This window comes from Cupriavidus sp. 05T313 (assembly GCF_056396665.1).
Window position 1 is genome coordinate 1 of sequence record NZ_JBFTLX010000075.1, and the last position, 17,784, is coordinate 17,784.

The 17,784-nt window shown below is 66.0% G+C and carries 18 protein-coding genes; 5 read left to right on the forward strand and 13 right to left on the reverse strand.

Annotation, left to right across the window (positions count from 1 at the left end):
• Positions 1–7: 7 nt before the first annotated feature.
• Both kce and AC1DKD_RS17825 read right to left on the reverse strand, forming a co-directional pair.
• The gene (gene kce / locus AC1DKD_RS17820; protein WP_441633984.1) at positions 8–940 is read right to left on the reverse strand and encodes a 3,5-dioxohexanoate:acetyl-CoA acetone transferase; all 933 of its coding nucleotides are present in this window, start codon (positions 938–940) and stop codon (positions 8–10) included.
• Between the two features lie 37 nt (positions 941–977).
• A complete protein-coding gene (locus AC1DKD_RS17825) occupies positions 978–1,760 on the reverse strand; it encodes an SDR family oxidoreductase (RefSeq protein WP_441633986.1) in 783 nt (260 codons plus the stop codon).
• Positions 1,761–1,864: 104 nt separating this feature from the next.
• Here AC1DKD_RS17825 and AC1DKD_RS17830 point away from each other — a divergent pair, with 104 nt between their 5' ends.
• The gene (locus tag AC1DKD_RS17830) at positions 1,865–2,647 is read left to right on the forward strand and encodes a GntR family transcriptional regulator (protein WP_441633988.1); all 783 of its coding nucleotides are present in this window, start codon (positions 1,865–1,867) and stop codon (positions 2,645–2,647) included.
• Positions 2,648–2,727: 80 nt separating this feature from the next.
• On the opposite strand, the gene AC1DKD_RS17835 is transcribed toward AC1DKD_RS17830, so the two are convergent.
• The 7 genes from AC1DKD_RS17835 to AC1DKD_RS17865 all read right to left on the reverse strand — a co-directional run bounded on the left by AC1DKD_RS17835 (position 2,728) and on the right by AC1DKD_RS17865 (position 10,136).
• On the reverse strand, positions 2,728–4,209 hold the full coding sequence (locus AC1DKD_RS17835; RefSeq protein ID WP_441633990.1) for a M81 family metallopeptidase: 1,482 nt from the start codon (positions 4,207–4,209) through the stop codon (positions 2,728–2,730).
• Positions 4,210–4,217: 8 nt separating this feature from the next.
• The gene (locus tag AC1DKD_RS17840) at positions 4,218–5,477 is read right to left on the reverse strand and encodes a Zn-dependent hydrolase (RefSeq protein ID WP_441633992.1); all 1,260 of its coding nucleotides are present in this window, start codon (positions 5,475–5,477) and stop codon (positions 4,218–4,220) included.
• Between the two features lie 54 nt (positions 5,478–5,531).
• The gene (locus AC1DKD_RS17845) at positions 5,532–6,233 is read right to left on the reverse strand and encodes an ABC transporter ATP-binding protein (RefSeq protein ID WP_441634002.1); all 702 of its coding nucleotides are present in this window, start codon (positions 6,231–6,233) and stop codon (positions 5,532–5,534) included.
• A gap of 5 nt (positions 6,234–6,238) precedes the next feature.
• The gene (locus tag AC1DKD_RS17850; RefSeq protein WP_477143531.1) at positions 6,239–7,006 is read right to left on the reverse strand and encodes an ABC transporter ATP-binding protein; all 768 of its coding nucleotides are present in this window, start codon (positions 7,004–7,006) and stop codon (positions 6,239–6,241) included.
• On the reverse strand, positions 7,003–7,986 hold the full coding sequence (locus AC1DKD_RS17855) for a branched-chain amino acid ABC transporter permease (protein WP_477143532.1): 984 nt from the start codon (positions 7,984–7,986) through the stop codon (positions 7,003–7,005). The genes AC1DKD_RS17850 and AC1DKD_RS17855 overlap by 4 nt, the downstream gene beginning before the upstream one ends.
• The gene (locus tag AC1DKD_RS17860) at positions 7,986–8,843 is read right to left on the reverse strand and encodes a branched-chain amino acid ABC transporter permease (RefSeq protein WP_477143533.1); all 858 of its coding nucleotides are present in this window, start codon (positions 8,841–8,843) and stop codon (positions 7,986–7,988) included. Before AC1DKD_RS17860 ends, AC1DKD_RS17855 begins: the two co-directional genes overlap by 1 nt.
• Before the next feature lie 87 nt (positions 8,844–8,930).
• Positions 8,931–10,136, reverse strand: coding sequence for an ABC transporter substrate-binding protein (locus AC1DKD_RS17865; protein ID WP_035872523.1), 1,206 nt, complete (start codon positions 10,134–10,136; stop codon positions 8,931–8,933).
• Positions 10,137–10,429: 293 nt separating this feature from the next.
• On the opposite strand from AC1DKD_RS17865, the gene AC1DKD_RS17870 reads away from it, so the two are divergent.
• Positions 10,430–11,245, forward strand: coding sequence for a FadR/GntR family transcriptional regulator (locus AC1DKD_RS17870; protein WP_441634000.1), 816 nt, complete (start codon positions 10,430–10,432; stop codon positions 11,243–11,245).
• A gap of 326 nt (positions 11,246–11,571) precedes the next feature.
• A complete protein-coding gene (locus AC1DKD_RS17875; RefSeq protein WP_477104523.1) occupies positions 11,572–12,072 on the forward strand; it encodes a hypothetical protein in 501 nt (166 codons plus the stop codon).
• 35 nt (positions 12,073–12,107) lie between these two features.
• On the opposite strand, the gene AC1DKD_RS17880 is transcribed toward AC1DKD_RS17875, so the two are convergent.
• Positions 12,108–12,443: a nucleotide pyrophosphohydrolase gene (locus AC1DKD_RS17880; RefSeq protein WP_045240417.1), complete on the reverse strand. Its 336-nt coding sequence runs from the start codon at positions 12,441–12,443 to the stop codon at positions 12,108–12,110.
• Positions 12,444–12,616: 173 nt separating this feature from the next.
• Between AC1DKD_RS17880 and AC1DKD_RS17885 the strand changes: the two genes are divergently transcribed.
• Complete coding sequence (locus tag AC1DKD_RS17885; RefSeq protein ID WP_477104524.1) at positions 12,617–13,681, forward strand: helix-turn-helix transcriptional regulator; 1,065 nt, start codon at positions 12,617–12,619, stop codon at positions 13,679–13,681.
• Between the two features lie 30 nt (positions 13,682–13,711).
• Here AC1DKD_RS17885 and AC1DKD_RS17890 read toward each other — a convergent pair whose 3' ends face one another.
• On the reverse strand, positions 13,712–14,476 hold the full coding sequence (locus tag AC1DKD_RS17890; RefSeq protein WP_441635011.1) for a hypothetical protein: 765 nt from the start codon (positions 14,474–14,476) through the stop codon (positions 13,712–13,714).
• A 198-nt stretch (positions 14,477–14,674) separates the two neighbouring features.
• On the opposite strand from AC1DKD_RS17890, the gene AC1DKD_RS17895 reads away from it, so the two are divergent.
• Positions 14,675–15,040: a hypothetical protein gene (locus AC1DKD_RS17895; protein WP_441635013.1), complete on the forward strand. Its 366-nt coding sequence runs from the start codon at positions 14,675–14,677 to the stop codon at positions 15,038–15,040.
• Between the two features lie 64 nt (positions 15,041–15,104).
• Here the strand turns inward: AC1DKD_RS17895 and AC1DKD_RS17900 are convergent, their stop codons facing one another.
• Both AC1DKD_RS17900 and AC1DKD_RS17905 read right to left on the reverse strand, forming a co-directional pair.
• Positions 15,105–16,736 carry an ATP-binding domain-containing protein gene (locus AC1DKD_RS17900; protein ID WP_441635014.1) on the reverse strand — a complete coding sequence of 544 codons (1,632 nt, stop codon included), beginning with the start codon at positions 16,734–16,736 and terminating at the stop codon, positions 15,105–15,107.
• A gap of 47 nt (positions 16,737–16,783) precedes the next feature.
• A complete protein-coding gene (locus AC1DKD_RS17905; RefSeq protein ID WP_441635016.1) occupies positions 16,784–17,590 on the reverse strand; it encodes an SIR2 family NAD-dependent protein deacylase in 807 nt (268 codons plus the stop codon).
• Positions 17,591–17,784 lie beyond the last annotated feature (194 nt).

Sequence of the window (17,784 nt, forward strand, 5' to 3'; positions counted from 1 at the left end):
ACTCAACTCAGAACGCCACGTTGTCCGCGCCCTTCAGGCCGAGGATCTCGCGCGCCTCGTCGGGCGTCGCGACATCGATGTTCAACGCCTCCAGCACGCTGCGGATACGCAGCACCTGCTCGGCGCTCGAAGCCGCCAGCCGGCCGTGGCCGATCCACAGCGAATCCTCCAGGCCGACCCGCACGTTGGCGCCCATCGCTGCGCCGATGGTAGCCAGCGGAATCTGGTTGCGCCCGGCGCCGAGGATGGACCAGCGGTACTGGTCGCCGAACAGCCGGTTCGCGGTCCGATGCATATGCATCAGGTCTTCCGGATCGCCACCGATGCCGCCCAGGATGCCGAACACCGACTGTACGAACACCGGCGCCTTGACCAGCCCGCGATCCAGGAAATGCTTCAGGTTGTTCAGGTGGCTGATGTCATAGCACTCGAACTCGAAGCGCGTGCCGTTGGCGTTGCCGATCTTCAGGATATTCTCGATGTCGCTGAAGGTGTTCTTGAAGATCAGGTTGCGGCTGTTCTCCAGATGCTCGCGCTCCCATTCGTGCCTGAACTCCTTGAAACGCTCCAGCATCGGGAACAGGCCGAAGTTCATCGAGCCCATGTTAAGCGACGCAAGTTCCGGCTTGAAGGTGGTGGCAGGGAGCATGCGCTCCTCCACGGTCATGTGGGGGCTGCCGCCGGTGGTGATGTTGATCACGGCATTGGTGGCGGACTTGATCTTCGACAGGAACGGCCGGAACAGCTCCGGATCCTGCGACGGCCGCCCGTCCTTCGGATCGCGCGCGTGCAGGTGCAGGATGGCCGCGCCTGCCTTGGCCGCGTCGATGGCGGCAGTGGCGATTTCCTCGGCGCTTACCGGCAGGTGCGGCGACATGCTGGGCGTGTGGATCGCGCCGGTAGGGGCGCAGGTGATGATGGCTTTGGATCGGGCTGCCATGGCGGGCTCCGTATGAAATCGGTTGGTGGGGGTGCGCTCAGCTAAGGGCTTGGGTCAGGCCATCGACCACCAGTTCCTGGCCGGTGACGTTGGCGGCCAGGTCGCTGGACGCGAACAGCACCATGTTGGCGATGTCGCGCGCCGTCACCATGCGCCCCAGCGCGGCTTGCGAGGTGTAGGCGCGCGTGACTTCCTCCAGCCGCTTGCCCAGCGCTTCGGCCTTTGCCGCGATGACCGCGCGAATGCGCGGGCCATCGACCGCGCCGGGCAGAATGGCATTCACGCGGATGCCGTCCGCGCCGAGTTCCAGCGCCAGCGATTTGGTGAAGCCGATCACCGCCCACTTGGACGCCGAGTAGACCGAGCGCCCGGGCATGCCCAGGTGGCCGGCGGCCGACGACAGGTTGACGATGGCGGCGTTATTCCCCCGGCGAAGGCGCGGCACCGCCAGGCGGGTGCACAGGAACTGGCCGGTGATATTGACCGCGAGCGTGCGCTCCCAGTCAGCCAGCGCCAGGGTCTCCACGCCGCCGGTGGGGCCCGCCACGCCGGCGTTGTTCACGAGTACGTCCAGGCCGCCGAGGGTGCGGTCGACGGCCTCGAACAATGCCGCCACGTCGGCCTCGCCCGACACGTCGGCCCGGCAGCCATGCACCGCCGGCAACTCGGCCGCCAGCCGCTCAAGGCTGGCGCCCTGGACATCGCACACGAGCACGCTGGCGCCCGCCTGCGCGAAGGCGCGGGTGATTTCCAGGCCGATGCCGTCGGCGCCCGCGGTCACCAGGACCCGCTTGCCCGCCAGAGAATTGTCATTCCACATATTCGTCAGCTCCATCCATGAGGCGATATTGCTCCATTGGCGCCATGTTATATCTGTGATCACAGATCGCAAATCGGGAATACCCTATGTGCTATGATTTCCGCATGTCCCTACCCGAACTTGTGACCCCTTTGAAGCGCCAGACGCTGAGTGCCGACGTCTATGCGCAATTGAGAGAGCTGTTGATCAGCGGCCACATGATGCCCGGCGAACAGATCTCGCTGCGCAGCACCGCCGCCGCGCTGGGCGTGAGCGTGATGCCGGTGCGCGAGGCGGTCCACCGGCTGGTGGCGGAGCAGGCACTGGAACTGACGCCGAACCGCGCGCTGCGCGTGCCGGTCATGAGCGTGAGCCAGTTCCGGGAGATCACCAGCATCCGGGTCAACCTGGAAGGGCTGGCGACGGAGCAGGCGGCCGAGCACCTGAGCGATGCCGCGATCGTGCAGATCACCGCCCTGCACGACCGCTTCGCGGAAGAGATGGCACGGTCCAAGCCGGACAGCTCGCGGCTGATCTCCGTCAACAAGGAATTGCATTTCGCCGTCTACAAAGGCGCCGGCATGCCGATGCTTTTGCAGATGATCGAAGCACTATGGCTGCGCATCGGCCCGATCCTGAATCACGACCTGCGCTCCGGCTCGCGCCGCGTGGGCGAGCAGGTGGCCGTCAATCATCACGCGCGGCTTGTTGAGGCGCTCAAGCGCAAGGATGGCGTGGCGGCACGGGCCGCACTGCAAGGGGATATTGAAAGCGCGGCGGAATACATCGTCTCCGCGGGCGTGCTGCTGGCGGCGGATGCGTTCGATGAACCTGCATCCGGCCCGGACAAGCCGGCGCCAGCAACTGCGCGGCGCTCACGCGCCGCTGGCACAAGGCGCCCCGCCTGAACCTGCACGCGCCGGCACAGGCGGTTCGCCAGCGCGCGCTAAGGCATGGATTGGGGCGGCGCCCCGACAGCAATCCGCGGCTATGCGCGCCAGGCGACATCCGCATCCAGCGGATACACCGGCCGCGCCAGCCGCTGAAACGGGAACTGCGCGTAGCGCGAACTCGTCACGCCGCCGCCATCGCACTCGACCACCGCCTTCGCGATCGGCACGAATACCGGGCGGCAGTACATGCGCGATTTCAGCAGCAGGAAGCGCTGCGCCAGCGGGTCCACGCCGATGTGGGTGAAAATGCCAAGGTCCCAGTGTTCTTGCGGCGTCTCCGTCACCACCACCTGCGCCGCGCCGGTATCGAGCAGCGCGGTGCGGCCCATGCGGATGCGCAGGCCGGGGTAGGTAGGACCGCTGATCACGTATTCCCCGTCGCTGATGGCGGAGACGCTCCCGCTCAGGGTCAGCGGCGTGGGATAGACGCCGAGCTGGCTAAGCGGCACCTTGTTGCCCACCGGCAACGTGACGCTGGCGCCCACGCCGGCTTCGATCAGCGCGGCTACCGCGCGCGGGTCGCACACCGGCCCCACCGCGATGCCGGACAGGCCCTGGCGCAGCGCTTCGCGCAGCACCGCCATATCGTCGCAGGTGCCGCCGGACATGCAGTTGTCGCCGTGGTCCAGCAACAGCACCGGCCCCTTGCCGTCGGCAGCCGCCAGTTGCGCGGCACGCGCAATGGAATCCGCCAGCGGCTCGCTTTCATAGACGAAGCCGGCGCGCTCGTTCCAGATCTGCGCCGCGAGCTTGTCCGCCGCGGCTTGTGCCGCYGCGGCATCGCCATCGGCCACCACCAGCACGCTGATGCAAGGCGCCGCGATATCCGCCAGCCCGAAACCGGCCAGCACCGATACCGCCAGCATGCCACCGGCCTCGGCCTGCCGGGCCGCCGCCACCGCGCGCTGCATGGCGCCCTCGCCGGTGTTGCTGCGCAGCGTGTGCGTCACCATCGGCAAACGCCGCCATGCGAGCGCGGGCCGTATCCGTTGCCGCAGCATGCGCATCAGCAGGCGGCCGGCGTGCTCGCCGGTTTCGTACATGTCGACGTGCGGATAGGTCTTGAAGCTGACGGCGATATCCGCGTGCGCCATCATCGCCTGCGTGACGTTGCCGTGCAGGTCCAGCGCAATCGCGACCGGCACATCGGGCAGCACCTTGCGCAAACGCGCGAGCAACTCGCCCTCGCCGTCGTCGCTGTTCTCCGCGACCATGGCGCCGTGCAGGTCGAGCATCACCGCATCGCAGCCGGGGGCCGCGCTCACGATGGCGTCGCATAGCGCGGTATACGCATCGGCCGCGACGCGCCCGCTGGGGTTGGCGCCGGCCGCGACCGGCACCACTAGTTCGGCGCCCGCCGCTTCGGCCAGGTCGATGAAGGCGCCGATGGCCGTGCGCGTGCCCTTGCTGGCCCTGTAAGCGTCTTCCCCGTAGCGGGGATCGAAGGACGACAGCGGCGTCGGCACCGGCGAAAAGGTATTGGTCTCGTGGTTCAGGCGTGCGATCAGGATCTTCATGACGGGCGTCAGGACAGGTTGGCGGATTCGAGCATCACTTGCAGCAGGACATTGCAGCCCGCCTCCAGGTGCTCGGGCCTGGCGTCTTCGATCTCGTTATGACTGATGCCGTCCTTGCATGGCACGAAGATCATCGCGGCCGGCGCCACGCGCGCGAGATAGACCGCGTCGTGCCCGGCGCCGCTGATGACGTCTATCTCCGGCAGCTCCAGCCGCCGCGCGGCGGCGCGCACGGACGCCACCATGCGCGCGTCGAACGGCTGCGGCGGGAAGTACACCACCTGTTCGATGCCGATGCTTAGCCCGGTACGCGCGGCCAGTTGCGCGGCGGCTTCGCGGAAGGCACGGTCCATCTCCGACAGCGTGGCATCCGTGTCGGAACGCAGGTCCACCGTCATGGCAATGCGGCCGGGAATGACGTTGCGGGAGTTCGGGTGCACTTCCATGCAGCCCACCGTGGCGCGTCCGTGAGGCTGCCGCTCCATGGCAATGCGGTTGACGATGCCGACCAGCTCCGCGCTCACCAGCATGGCGTCGCGGCGCATGGCCATCGGCGTGGGGCCGGCATGCGCCTCCATCCCGGTGACGACCACGTCGTACCAGCGCTGGCCCAGCGCGCCCGTGACGACGCCGATCGGCACATCGCTGGCCTCCAGCACCGGACCCTGTTCGATATGCGCCTCGAAATACGCGGCCACCGGGCGCCCGCCAACCGCCTCGCCGCCGGCATAGCCGATCGCGGCCAATGCCTGCCGCACGGAAACGCCATCGCGGTCGCGCTGGCCCAGCACGCCGTCCAGCGCGAACTCGCCAACAAAGGCGCCGGAGCCCATCATGACCGGCACGAAGCGCGAGCCTTCCTCATTGGTCCACACGACGACTTCCAGCGGGTGCGCGGTCTGCACGCCGGCATCGTTGAGCGTGCGCAGCACTTCCAGCCCCGCCAGCACGCCGTAGTTGCCATCGAACCTGCCGCCGGTGGGCTGGGTATCGATATGGCTGCCGGTCATCACTGGCGGCAGCCCGTTGTTCTTGCCCGCCCTGCGCGCGAACAGGTTGCCCACCGCATCCACCCGCACTTCGCAGCCGGAGGCCCGGGCCTCCGCCACGAAGAAATCCCGGCCGAGGCGGTCCTGCTCAGTCAGTGCCAGCCGGCATACGCCGCCTTTCGGCGTCGCGCCGATCTCGGCGAGCCGCATCAGTGAATCCCACAGGCGCGCGCCATCAATGCGAAGGCTTGCCAGGGCAGGTTGGTGCTGCGTCAACATAGTGCTTCCTCTCGCTTTCACTGCTTATGCTCGTGCTTGTAGATGTCCGGCGGATCAGGCCGCAAGGCCCACGCCGAGATAGCGGTCCTTGACGGCCTCGTCCTCCCGGAACGCGGCATTGCTGCCGCTGTAGACCACCGTCCCTTGCTCCAGGATGAAATGCCGGTCCGCCAGCTGCATGCAAACCTCCAGGTTCTGCTCCACCAGCAGGATCGAGACGCCGGCCGCCTTGATCATCTTGAGCTGCGCCACGATCTCCTCGACGATGACCGGCGCCAGGCCCTCCACCGGCTCGTCCAGCATCAGCAGGCGCGGGTGGTTCATCAGCGCGCGGCCGATGGCGAGCATCTGCTGCTCGCCGCCGGACAACTGCGCGCCGCCGTTGCGGCGCCGCTCGCGCAGGCGCGGGAAGATGCGGTAGATATCGTCCAGCTGCCACGGCGACGCCTTGCGCGCGCCGAGCTTGAGATTCTCTTCCACGGTCAGCAAACGGAAGATGCCGCGATGCTCGGGCACCAGGCAAAGACCGTCCGCCGCGATCCGGTGCGGCTCCATGCAGGCGATGTCGCGGCCCTGGAACAGCACGCGTCCGCCGCGCGGACGCACCACGCCGGCGATGGCCTTCAGGGTGGTGGATTTGCCGGCGCCGTTGCGGCCCAGCAGGGTGACCAGTTCGCCGGCGCCCACCGCCAGCGATACGCCTTGCAGCACATGGCTCTTGTCGTAGTAGCCGTGCACGTCCTGGACATCCAGCATCGTCGTCATTTGCCGCCTCCGGTGATCATGTTGCCCAGGTACGCGGCCCGCACGCGCGGGTCATTGCGCACGGCGTCAGGCGAGCCTTCCATCAACACCTTGCCCTGCTGCATCACGGTCACGGTGTCGGAGATATCCATGACGATATCCATATTGTGTTCGATCAGCACCACGGTGTGATCCGCGCTCAAACCGCGAATCAGGTGCTTCATCGCGGCCAGGTCGTCGATCCCCATGCCGGACGTCGGCTCGTCCAGAAAGATGGCGCGCGGCCTTGCGGCCAGCGCCATGCCCACTTCCAGCCGCCRCTGCTGGCCGTGCGACAGCGTGCCGGCTTCCGCATTGGCGACGCGGGTCAGCTCCAGCCGTTGCAGCACGCCGTCCACGGTATCCGCGCAGGCCAGTTGCCCCAGCGGCCGCCGCCAGCAATCCATCGCGCGGCGCGGGCTAGTTCCGAGCGCCGCCAGCCGCAGGTTCTCCCGCACAGGGAGATGCGTGAACAGGCTGGTCACCTGGAACGAACGCGCGATGCCGCGCTGCACGCGCTGGTAATCCGGCTCGCGTGTCACATCCTTGCCGTCGAAGACGATGGTTCCCGCGGTCACCGTGCCGGTGCCCGTGAGCATATGGAACAGCGTGGTCTTGCCGGCGCCGTTGGGCCCGATCACCGAATGCACGGTGCCCGGCATCACCCGCAGGTCCACACCGCCCAGCGCGTTGAACTTGCCATAGGACTTGGTAATCCCGCGCGCTTCCAGAATCGCCGTTGTCATGCCTGTTCCTCCTGTCCGATCGGCTTCGCCGGTTCGCGGCTCATCTTGCGCCACAGCATCTCTCCCAGGCCCCAAAGCCCGCGCGGAATGAACAGGCTGACCGCGATCAGCAGGAAGCCGAGCAGCATCAGCCAGCGCGGCCACAAGGTCGACAGCCAGTCSGMCAGCAGCACATAGAARGCCGMRCCCAGCACCGAGGCAAASRMGTTGCCGGTGCCGCCGATCACCGTCATGATCAGGATCATCTCGCTGGTGTGATAGTCGATATTGGTCAGCGGCGCGATGCCCATCAGCATGGCGTGCAGCGCGCCGGCCAGCCCGGTGATCGCCCCCGACAGCACGAAGGCCGTCAGCTTGAAGTACCTGACGTTGTAGCCGACCGCCTGCGCGCGCTCCTCGTTGTTGCGGATCGCGAGCAAAGTGCGGCCAAACACGGACTCCGTCACACGCAACACCAGGAAGAACACCAGCAGGAACAGCACCGCCACAAAAGCGTAGAACTGCCACGGCCCGGCCAGCGAGCCCAGCTGGGTGCCGAACAGCGAGACCGGCGGGCGCGGAATATCGAGCAGGCCGTTGTCGCCACCGGTCAGGTCCGGCGTGGTGTAGGCGAGGAAGTAGAACATCTGCGCGAATGCCAGCGTGAGCATCACGAAGTACGTGCCGCGCTGGCGAATGGCGAACCACCCGACCAGCGCCGCCGCCGCCGCGCCCAGGACGATGGCAAGCACCAGCGCCAGCGGCAAAGGCAGCGCCAGGCGCGTCAGCGCGATGCCCAGGCCATAACTGCCGAGGCCGAAGAAAATGCCCTGTCCGAAGGAAAGCAGTCCGGTGTAGCCAAGCAACAGGTTGCAGGCCATCACCGCCATGGCATAGACCAGCACTTCGGTGGCCAGCGTGCCGGAGCGCATCGTAAGCGGCAGCACCAGGGTCACGCCCAGCGCCAGCAGCCAGAAGCGATAGCGTTTGAGCATCTCCATCATCCTCTCCCGAGCAAGCCATGCGGGCGCAGCAGCAGCACCGCGGCCATGGCCACATAGATCATCAGCCACGCGCCTTCCGGCCACAGCGTGCTCATCAGGCTTTGCACCACGCCGACCAGCACGCCGCCCACCAGCGCGCCGGTGAAACTGCCCAGCCCGCCCACTACCACCACCACGAACGCCACGCCCAGCGCCTCCACGCCCATGAACGGCTCGGCCCCCCGGATCGGCGCGGCCAGCACGCCGGCGATGGCCGCCGTGGCCGCGCCCAGCGCGAACATCAGGCTGAACAGGCGGAAGATGTTGATGCCGAGCAGCGACACCATCTCCGTCGATTCACTGCCCGCGCGCACCGCGCTGCCCAGGCGCGTGCCTTCCAGCAGCCAYCACAAGCCGACCGCCAGCAGCGCGGTGAAGCCGATCACGAACAGCCGGTACTTCGGATAAACGAAGCTGCCCCACATCACCACGCCCTGCAGCGATTCGGGTGGCGCCACGTTGACGCCGAGCGGGCCCCAACTGGTGATGATCAGCTCCTGCGCCACCATCGCGAGGCCGACCGTTACCAGGATATGGAACTCATGCGGAAGCGCGTACACGTGCCGCAGCATGACCTTCTCGGTCAGCCAGGCAAAGGCGCCGACCAGCAGCGGCGCGGCGACCARCGCGACCCAGAAATTCAGGCCAAGCTGCAAGGCCTGGAAGCAGAGGTAAGCACCGAGCGCATAGAAGGCACCGTGGGCAAAATTAACGAAGCGCAACAGGCCGAAGATGATCGACAAACCCACTGCCAGCAGGAAGTAGAGCATGCCGATGCCAACGCCGTTGACCACCTGCAACAGGTAGACGTTCATGGGCTTGAGCGGAAAGCTTGGACGGGAAGGATGGCCCTGGTGCGCCCCCATGCCGGGGCGCACGGCCTGTAGCTTGCAGGCGGCCCGTCAGGCCATCTTGCACAGGGTCTTGTCGACGGGCAGGAAGGACTTGCCGGCGCTGATCACCTCGGCGTAGTCGTCCTTGTCCTTCATGCGGCTCTTCGCCTTGCCCTTGAGCAGGTAGTAGTCCTTGATGACCTGGTGGTCGGCCGCGCGCACTTCCTCGGATCCGGTCAGGCCGTCGTACTTCATGCCCTCGATGGCGGCCACCACGGCCTTGGGATCGGCGGTGCCCGCCTTGATCATGCCGTCCAGCATGATCTTGGTGCAGATATAGGAACCGGCCAGGCTGTAGTTCGGATTGCTCTTGAAACGCGCGTTGCTCCGTTTGACCAGGTCGCGGTTCAGCGGCGAATCCGCGCCATGCCAGTACTGCGCGCCGAAGTACACGCCTTCGCACAACTCCGGCCCCAGCGATTCGAACTGTTCCAGCCCGGACGCCCAGGCCACCAGGATCGTGGTGTCCTTCTTCATGCCGAAGCTCGCCGCCTGGCGCAGCGTGTCGGACGACTGCTGGCCGAAGTTCAGGATCAGCAGCACATCCGGCTTGGCCGCCAGCGCGTTGGTCAGGTAGCCGCTGAATTCCTTCTCGTTGAGCCCGTGATAGCTGTTGCCGACGTGCTCGATGCCCTTTTCCTTGAAGACGTTCTTTGCCGCCGACAGCAGGCCCTCGCCGAACACATACTGGGGAGTGATGGTGTACCAGCGCCTGGCCTTGGGCATGGCCTCGATCAGCGGCCGCACGGTGCGCTCGATGGCCCCGAAGGTGGGCACGGACCAGCGGAAGGTGGCGCGGTTGCAGTCCTTGCCGGTGATCTCGTCGGCACCGGCTGTGGTGACGAATACGCCGCCGAACTTCTCCGCCTCCTTGCCCATGGCCAGCGACTCCGACGACAGGATGCCGCCGGCAAAGTAGCGCGCCGCGTTCTTCTGCGCCAGCTCCTGCATCTTGCGCACGGCGGTGGCCGGCTTGCCTTCGGTATCCAGCACGCTGTAGCGCAGGCTCTTGCCAAGCACCTTGTCGTATTGCTCCAGCACCAGCTTCATGCCCAGGTCGGCAAACTTGCCGTTGGCCGCGAAGGGGCCCGACATCGGCACCGGGCAGCCAAGCTCGATCACGTCACCCGCGGCCGCCAGCGCGGAGCGGGCGTGCACGAGTGCGGCGGGGACAGCGGACAACGCCGCCAGCTTCAACAGGTTACGACGATTCATGTCTCACTCCTCTCGATGGGGATAGCCACCCAGGATGGCCGGTAGCCGCCGCGTCAGGTGCGCGGACATCCTCCAGCCTTTTATGCTATTTATCATGATAAATAGGTGAGACGATAGTAGGAGGCGCTTCTTTCAAAGTCAATAGGAGGAAACGCAGCAAGGCGTACGCAGGCGACGCGCACCAGCGGCGCTGGCGGCGGCAATCGCAGCCTGTAGAATTGGACCCGGCGTGGCCTGGCCGGCAGCAACAGACTGGACCGGCGGCACGCGGCAATCAAAGGGATGGAAACAACATGGCACCGCTACGTGGCGAAGGCGCCAGGACGATCGAGATTCGCAAGCAGAAACGCGCCGACCTGGTTGCCGAAGAACTGAAACGCCTGATCACGCAGAAGAACCTGCGCCCCGGCGACAAGCTGCCGCGCGAGATTGCCCTGCAGCAAATGTTCTCCGTGAGCAAGAGCACGATCCGCGAGGCACTCAAGTCGCTCGAAGTGCAGGGGCTGGTCAGCGTGAGCACCGGCCCGGCGGGCGGCGGCACAATCGTGGAAGTGCAACTGGACCGCACCTTCCAGCTGATGCAGAACTACCTGTTCTTCAAAGACATCGGTATCGCGGATATCTACACCGCGCGCAAGCTGCTGGAACCCGAGCTGGCCGCGGGCGCGGTGCCACACCTGACGGAAGAGGATTTCGCCGCGCTGGAACGCACCATCGACCAGTGCGACCCGGCCTCCGCCGCCGCGATCGATCCGCTAAACCAGCGGCAGGAAGACCTGAGCTTCCACGACATCCTGGCGGCCGCCAACCCGAACCCGATGCTGCGCTTTTGCTGCGAGCTGATCAATGAAATGATCCGGCACCTGGTGGTGTTCGGCAACGACACGCCAACGTGCGAACACGAGCGCTTCGGCGCGGCGAACGTCAAGTTCCACAAGAAGATCCTGGCGGCGGCGCGGGACCGCGATGTGGAGAAGGTGCGTGCGCTGATGCTGTCGCATATGGAGGAATGCACGCGTTATGTTACGCGGATGAATGGCAAGATTAATGGGCGGTTGGTGTTGGATTCGGAGATGCCGCGGCGGGGGAAGGGGGGAAGGGGGGGGTAGGGGTGGGGGTATTGGGGAAGGGCTGCAACTTCAACTTCAACTTCAACTTCAAAAGCTTAAAGTCAAAGGCGGTTTCACCCCCCTGCGGGGGGCGACCTACTTTCTTGTCTTGCCAAGAAAGTAGGCAAAGAAGGCGCGCCGGATGGGGCGACACCCCCTCGGGATCCGGCGAAAAGAGCGGCCGGGACCCAAACTCGCATCGCACCTTGACGGCTCGCTTCGCATCGCGCTGGGGTGTGGCCCTCAGAGCTACAACACACAGGCATCATGCCGCGGGCATTTATGCCTCCGCCACGCTTTTCCAACCACCAAAGAATCAGAACAATATGAAGAAGTCTTTTCTCCGCTTCACCCTGGTCGCGCTGTCCTTTTCCGGCGCGGCAGCCTGCCATGCGGCAACCATGCCGCCGCTGCCCGCCCTGCTCGATTGCAAGGGCCAGGCCAGTGGTGTCGCTGCCTATGTCGATGCGCTGGAAGAAGACGGGCTGCCCGGCTGGAGCAAGAATGAGGCGCTGAGCGGCTTTAGCTCGGCCGTATGGCGTGCGCCCAAGCCTGTCGCCATCGCCGGCCTCGCGGCACGAGACGTGCGCTTTGGCGATTACCAGTTTGGCAACTACGCTGCCTATGGCATCACCGATGCCACCGACCTCAATGCCGTGGCCAGCCAGCTCGGGCTGCGGGGCGTGGCCGGCCGTGGTCTGGCCCGGGAGAGTACGCGCGGCGCGTGGATCGTCGCCCGGGAGTACAAGGGCCGGGTCGAAGTCGGTTGCGAGTATCCCAATCCGCGCCTGGGCGGGCAAAGGGTGCCGCGGCGCGCTGAGGCATGACAAGGGCTGCGCCCTTGCTTTGGCGCCGCCTCACTTCAATCCGCGCTGCCGGCCTTCGCCGGATACTTCAGCGCATTCATCTCCATCTTGGCTTTCACCGCCGCATCCAGATCCACGTTGAGCGCGTTCAGCAACTGCGCCAGGTAGATGGTGATGTCCGCAAGCTCCTGCTCCACATGCGCGCGCTCATCGGTGGACATGATCTCCCGCGCTTCGCCTTCGGTCTTCCACTGGAAGATCTCGACCAGTTCGGCCACTTCCACGCTGAGCGCCATGGCGAGGTTCTTGGGACTGTGGTACTTGCCCCAGCCGCGCGCCTCGCCGAATGCGGCCGCGGCTTGCTGGAGGTTCTTGATGTCGATCAGGGTCATGATGGTTCACTGCGCGGGAAATATGTACTGCGTGTATTGAACCACGAATGCGCAGCGATGCGTGACCGGCAACGGCACGGTGATGCGGCGCTGGCGCCCTACCATGCCATCTACGCATTCCATGCGTGAATCCGCTACGATACGGCTCCCAATCGCACGACAAAAAAACAAAAATGGTCACCTCGGTTAAATGGCCTCGCCTGGAAAGCGACATCCTCTCCTGCATGCCCCCGGCGGCGGAAGAATGCATCGCCTCCGGGGAGATAATCGCCAGGATCAAGCGGCTCCACCCTAACGACCCGCCGGAACGCGACACGATCAACCGGGCGCTGGAGCGCCTGGAGAGCGACGGGCTGGTCGGGAAGACCGGGAATTCGCGCGCGCGGGTATGGTGGCGCACCGGCAGGAAGGCGATCTCGGATATGGCCCGCCGCCCGCCGCTGGAACTCGCCATTGCGCTCCTGACGCTGCAAAAGCACGCGCCCAACCATCTCCCGAGTCATGTGATCAGTGACCTGGAGGATTATTTCACCGGCGCGGACCGGGTCCTGCGCGAAAGCCCCGTGGACCCGACCCTGATGGATGCCCGTGCCTGGGCAACCAAGACCGTGCGAATCGATGCTGGCTATCCACTGATGTCGCCGCCGATCAGCGACGAGATCCTCAACGCCGTGAGGCGCGCGCTCTACGCCAACAAGGTCCTGTCCGTCTGCTATCAGAACTCTAGGCTGGACAGCGACGAGCCCGCCACGTTCCTGGTGGTGCCCCTTGCGCTGGTCGAGCGCGGCCCGGTGCTGTATCTCGTCGCAAGCAGGGAGCGCAGCGACCGCACCTTCAGGCGCTATCAGCTTCGCCTGGATCGCTTTGTCTCCGCGGCATGTACCGACGAGGCGGGCAGGCCAGACCCGGACTTCAATCTGAACGCCTATGTCCTGGACAACCAGTACTTCTCCTTCTTTCCCGAAGCGCCGATCCGCCTCGAACTCAGGATCCGGGAAGATGGAGGAATCAGGAACCTGTTCCGCGAACAATGGCTTGCCGACGACCAGGAGATCATCGAGGAAGAGGGCGGCTTCCGGCTGAGCGCCACCGTCATCCCTTCGATCGAACTGCGGAACCTGCTGATGGAGCGCTCACCAAGGGTGGAAGTCCTGTCGCCCCCCGGGCTGCGCAAGGAGATYGGAGAGAAGCTCAGGCAGGCTTGCGCCGCCTACTCGCAAGAGCCCGGCGCCGACTAAGCGCCGCCGGGCCACCGCCAGGGCCCGGACTCATAGCGCCGGCCCTGCGCTCACAGGCCAGGGATAGGCGATCGTGATATCGGCCGTCAGGTCCACCGGGCCCGAATTGCGCCGATACGCGCGGATGCGCCGCAGCAGATGCGGATTGAAGGAATCCACATGGTCCATGACATGCGTTTGCGCGGCGACCATGAGGCGGGCGGGCACGGCATACGAGCGGTTGACGGCTGTCCACAGCACCGAGACGAGGCGCTTGGACAGCGCCTCGCTGGTCTGCTCCTGCTCCCTTGCCAGGACGCACAACGCATTCATCGCAGCCAGTTCGTGGAACCCGGAGCGGCGTCCCGCACCCGCCGCGAACAGAGGCTCGATCGCGGTTCGCGCAACGATGGTGAGGGCCGCGGCCAGGCTGCGCTCCCCCGCCAGAATCCAGCAGCCGATGCGTTCGGCCGGCAGGTGCTGCACCGACCCCAGCACAATGGCAATCTCGCTGGTTCCGCGCTGGCGCGCCTTGCGCATGGCTTCCACCGGGCCCATGGCGTTCCAGCGCGCGCCTGCCCAGACTCCGCTCAGCCGCGTCGCGTCGACCAGGTGCACCACCAGGTCGGGCCGGGGCTTTTCCCTGTCGTCCAGCGTCCATTCCAGCCTGCCCTCCAGTGAGGGCAGGTCCGGCAACAGCCCGGCAGCCTCGTCCACGGAGAAACCCCAGCGGCACAGCAGCACGCGGCGGGGGTAGTGCTTCAGGTTGGCGATTTGCGTCCGCTCGCTGGACGCGGCATTGGTAGTGACTTGCATGACTTGCCCTCCGATCTGAGGAGTGCAGTTTCAGCCCGCATCTGCGCATCCGATGCGCGGATACGCGACCAACATGATGCCTGTTCCCACCCGCCGACATGAAGGAGAGCAGCATGCGCCAGGACACGCTGAAGGACGCGAATTTCCGTGTCGCGGAAAGCGTCACGTACCTCGTCATGTACCGCTGAGGATTGCGCGATGTGGATACCGTCTCGCGCGGGGTTCGCCCGCGCGTTCGCGATGGCGCCGCCCCGTGGCTACTACTTCAGCCAGAAGATGCACCCGAACCCCGCGTTCTACAAGTACACGTGGCAGATATGGACGCCAGACACCGAACTGGAAGGAAAGGCGTTCCTTGCGCATGCGCCGAAGCTCGGCACCGCGCAGCACATGCGGCTGCGTGCGGAGCTGATCGCCGCGGGACGCCATTTCTTCGTCTATAACACGGCGCAACCGCGGCTCGGCGCTGCGCCGTTTGATCGCTCCCACCCGAGGTGGGGCGGGGTGCAGTTCGCGCCGGCGCTTGACAAGGATACGGATCCCGCATGGAACGGCCACAGATGACGGTGCATCCGCCCTGCGCGAGCCAATGGCGCCCGGGCCGCGAGGACAACCGCGGCGGCGTTGGCTAGATCTTTTCCAGCAACGCCCCCGCGGCACGCTCCGACAGCACCAGGATGAGCTTCATCGTGGCGCGGGTGGCGCCGACAAACAGCCGCCTGATCTCCTTCTCCCCCATCGCCTCGAAGTCGATCTCGGCGAACACGATCGCGGGCGCGGACTGGCCCTTGAAGCGAAACACGGATTCGGCGAGCACATCGCCCTGCGAATAGACGGGTTGCCCGCAAGCATCGTAGTTGCCGGTAAACGAGCGCAGGGTGTGGGGACCAAGCTGGTCATAGCCGAGCAGGCGGGAATTCTCGCGGCCGCGATAGCTGAGCAACGCGACGTCGTTCTTGCGAAAGCCCGCCGAATAACACATGCGGATGCCGTCCTTGACCGCCTGCAAGAGCCCGGCGTGGTCCCCATAGACCAGGAACTCCACTTCGGCCGTGGAGATCGGCGCGGTCGCCTCAATCTCCACGCCGGGCGGCAGCAGGGGCTGGAGCAGCTTCACAACCGGGCGCGGGCTGCGGAAGTTGCTCCTTGCGCGAAGCCGGACCCAACCCGGCAGCTCCGCGGGCGGATGGCCGTAGAGGTTCTGCATGGGATCTTCCAGCCAGAGCACGCGCGCATCCGGGCTGGCGTGCCGCAGGACAAGGTCGCGCCATTCGGGCGCAAAATCCTGTCCTTCGTCCACGATCACCGTGTCAAAGAGGAATGCCGGCGTAACGGGCAGAGGCGCCACGTCCGCGACCAGTTTCGAGAACGCCTCGGATGCGCTGAAATCGGGCGTGCCGCCGCTATGCCTGAGCAACTGGTCGCACAGCATATGAAACGTGCAGACCAGCCCGCCAGCTGGCGCAATGCGCGCGAAATGATCGGCCAGGGGGCGGTTGAAGCAAACATAGAGCGGGCGCCGTCCACGCGCGATGGCGTCCCGATACTCGGCAAGCGCCAGCTGCGTCTTGCCCGAGCCAGCCGTTCCTGTCACGCGCAGGCGGAAGGGCTCGATATCGAGCTGGCGTGCCCAGTGGGACAGCCCGCCGGAAACCCGCGTGACCAGCGCACGCGCCTGGCCGATGAGCGCGTTGACGTCGGTCTCCAGCTGGATGGTGTCGCACAGGAAGCCATGGACCCGCCCGGCCAGGGGACCGTCTTCGCCCGCCGGCAGGATTGCCTGGATCAGCCCGCACAGCTCCCCGCGCCGCCGGGCGTCCACGATGCGCTCCGGCGACAGGCCGGCGGTCAGCGGATTCCGCACGGTATAGTCCGGACAGTAGAGCAGATGCTCGATGAACACACCCTGGCCGTTCAGGCTGCGCACCAGCTTGCCGCGCAGGCCGTCCGCGGTGCGGCCCATCTGGACCGATACCACCTTGATCTTCCCCGCGTAGTTCTTGGCCAGGCCCTCGGCGGTCTCTTCGAGATAGCCGCTCTTCTGCTCGATGATCAGCAGTTGCCCGGCACGGTTCACGACGACAAAGTCGATCTCCCCGTAGATCGCGTGCGTGCGCTCCACGTTGGTCCAGTGCACGGCATGGTAGACCGTATAGTCGTCAGGCAGACCGGCGCTCAGGGTTGCGAGCGTTTCCAGTTCACGCTGGACCGGACCACTTGCCTGCATCGTTTCCCAGCCGTCAGGAATCACGCGTGCCACCAGACTTCTCCTCGCATTGAAATCACGCGAGGATACCTGAATGCGTACTACCGGAATACCAGCGAGGCAGGGGGCAGGGAAGCCGCGGCCGGCCCCCAGGCGGCCTCATAAAGCGCGGGCATGAGCAGCCCCGCCGGCCCCGTCAGGTCGTAGTCCGCTACCGCGCTGAGCGCCGTGCGTTCCGGGTTGACCTGCACCACCGGCCGGCGCCGCTCCGCCACCCTGAGGGGCAGGCTGGCAGCCGGATGGACCAGCGCGGACGTACCCACGCTGATCAGCATGTCGCACTCGTCGCTGGCGGCCGCCGCCGCCGCCCAGACGTCCTTCGGCAGGCTTTCCCCGAACCAGACCACGCCGGGCCGGATACGCGCGCCGCAATGGCCGCACAGGGGCGGTGCCAGCCGCCGGCCATCGTCCGGCTCCTCGGGGATGCCGGGCGGGAGCGCGTGCGGCCGCCGGCAGGCAAAGCAGATGGGATGATGCAGGCGGCCATGGAGATGCAGCACGTTATCGCTGCCCGCTCGCTCGTGCAGGTCATCGACATTCTGCGTAACCAGGGTAAGGCGAGGCACTTTCGCGGCCATCCTGGCGATCGCCAGGTGCGCCGGATTGGGCTGCGCCTTCGACACCAGCATCCGCCTCCATTCGTACCAGCCCCACACGAGTTCGGGGTCGCGGCGGAACGCATCGGCATTGGCAAGCTGTGCCGGCTCGAAGCGCTCCCAAAGTCCGCTCATCGGACCGCGAAATGTCGGAACGCCGCTCTCCGCGGAAACGCCTGCCCCGGTCAGGATGACGAGATGCCTGGCGCCGCGCAGGGCGGCCACCAGCTCCGGTGAAATCGTTTGCTCCATGTTCAGTTCCCGAGAATTGTGGCGGGCTGTCTTGCGCCGTGGCAGAACGGACAGCTCTGTCGAATGGCATTGTGAACGGAAACCAGGATAACCGGCTGGTGCGACAGATCGTGTCGCATCGGGGCCGGCTCGCGCATGCGACACATGCTGACGCAGGTGTGCCGAGAATGACCTCGTTCCAGACAGGAGATCAC

Bases quoted from the DNA above. Each gene is read 5' to 3' on its own strand.
- AC1DKD_RS17880 (WP_045240417.1), bottom strand. From the start codon at position 12,443: ATGACCCTGATCGACATCAAGAACCTCCAGCAAGCCGCGGCCGCATTC.
- AC1DKD_RS17905 (WP_441635016.1), bottom strand. From the start codon at position 17,590: ATGGAGCAAACGATTTCACCGGAGCTGGTGGCCGCCCTGCGCGGCGCC.
- kce (WP_441633984.1), bottom strand. From the start codon at position 940: ATGGCAGCCCGATCCAAAGCCATCATCACCTGCGCCCCTACCGGCGCG.
- AC1DKD_RS17825 (WP_441633986.1), bottom strand. From the start codon at position 1,760: ATGTGGAATGACAATTCTCTGGCGGGCAAGCGGGTCCTGGTGACCGCG.
- AC1DKD_RS17845 (WP_441634002.1), bottom strand. From the start codon at position 6,233: ATGCTGGATGTCCAGGACGTGCACGGCTACTACGACAAGAGCCATGTG.
- AC1DKD_RS17830 (WP_441633988.1), top strand. From the start codon at position 1,865: ATGTCCCTACCCGAACTTGTGACCCCTTTGAAGCGCCAGACGCTGAGT.
- AC1DKD_RS17870 (WP_441634000.1), top strand. From the start codon at position 10,430: ATGGCACCGCTACGTGGCGAAGGCGCCAGGACGATCGAGATTCGCAAG.
- AC1DKD_RS17895 (WP_441635013.1), top strand. From the start codon at position 14,675: ATGTGGATACCGTCTCGCGCGGGGTTCGCCCGCGCGTTCGCGATGGCG.
- AC1DKD_RS17865 (WP_035872523.1), bottom strand. From the start codon at position 10,136: ATGAATCGTCGTAACCTGTTGAAGCTGGCGGCGTTGTCCGCTGTCCCC.
- AC1DKD_RS17840 (WP_441633992.1), bottom strand. From the start codon at position 5,477: ATGTTGACGCAGCACCAACCTGCCCTGGCAAGCCTTCGCATTGATGGC.
- AC1DKD_RS17875 (WP_477104523.1), top strand. From the start codon at position 11,572: ATGAAGAAGTCTTTTCTCCGCTTCACCCTGGTCGCGCTGTCCTTTTCC.
- AC1DKD_RS17890 (WP_441635011.1), bottom strand. From the start codon at position 14,476: ATGCAAGTCACTACCAATGCCGCGTCCAGCGAGCGGACGCAAATCGCC.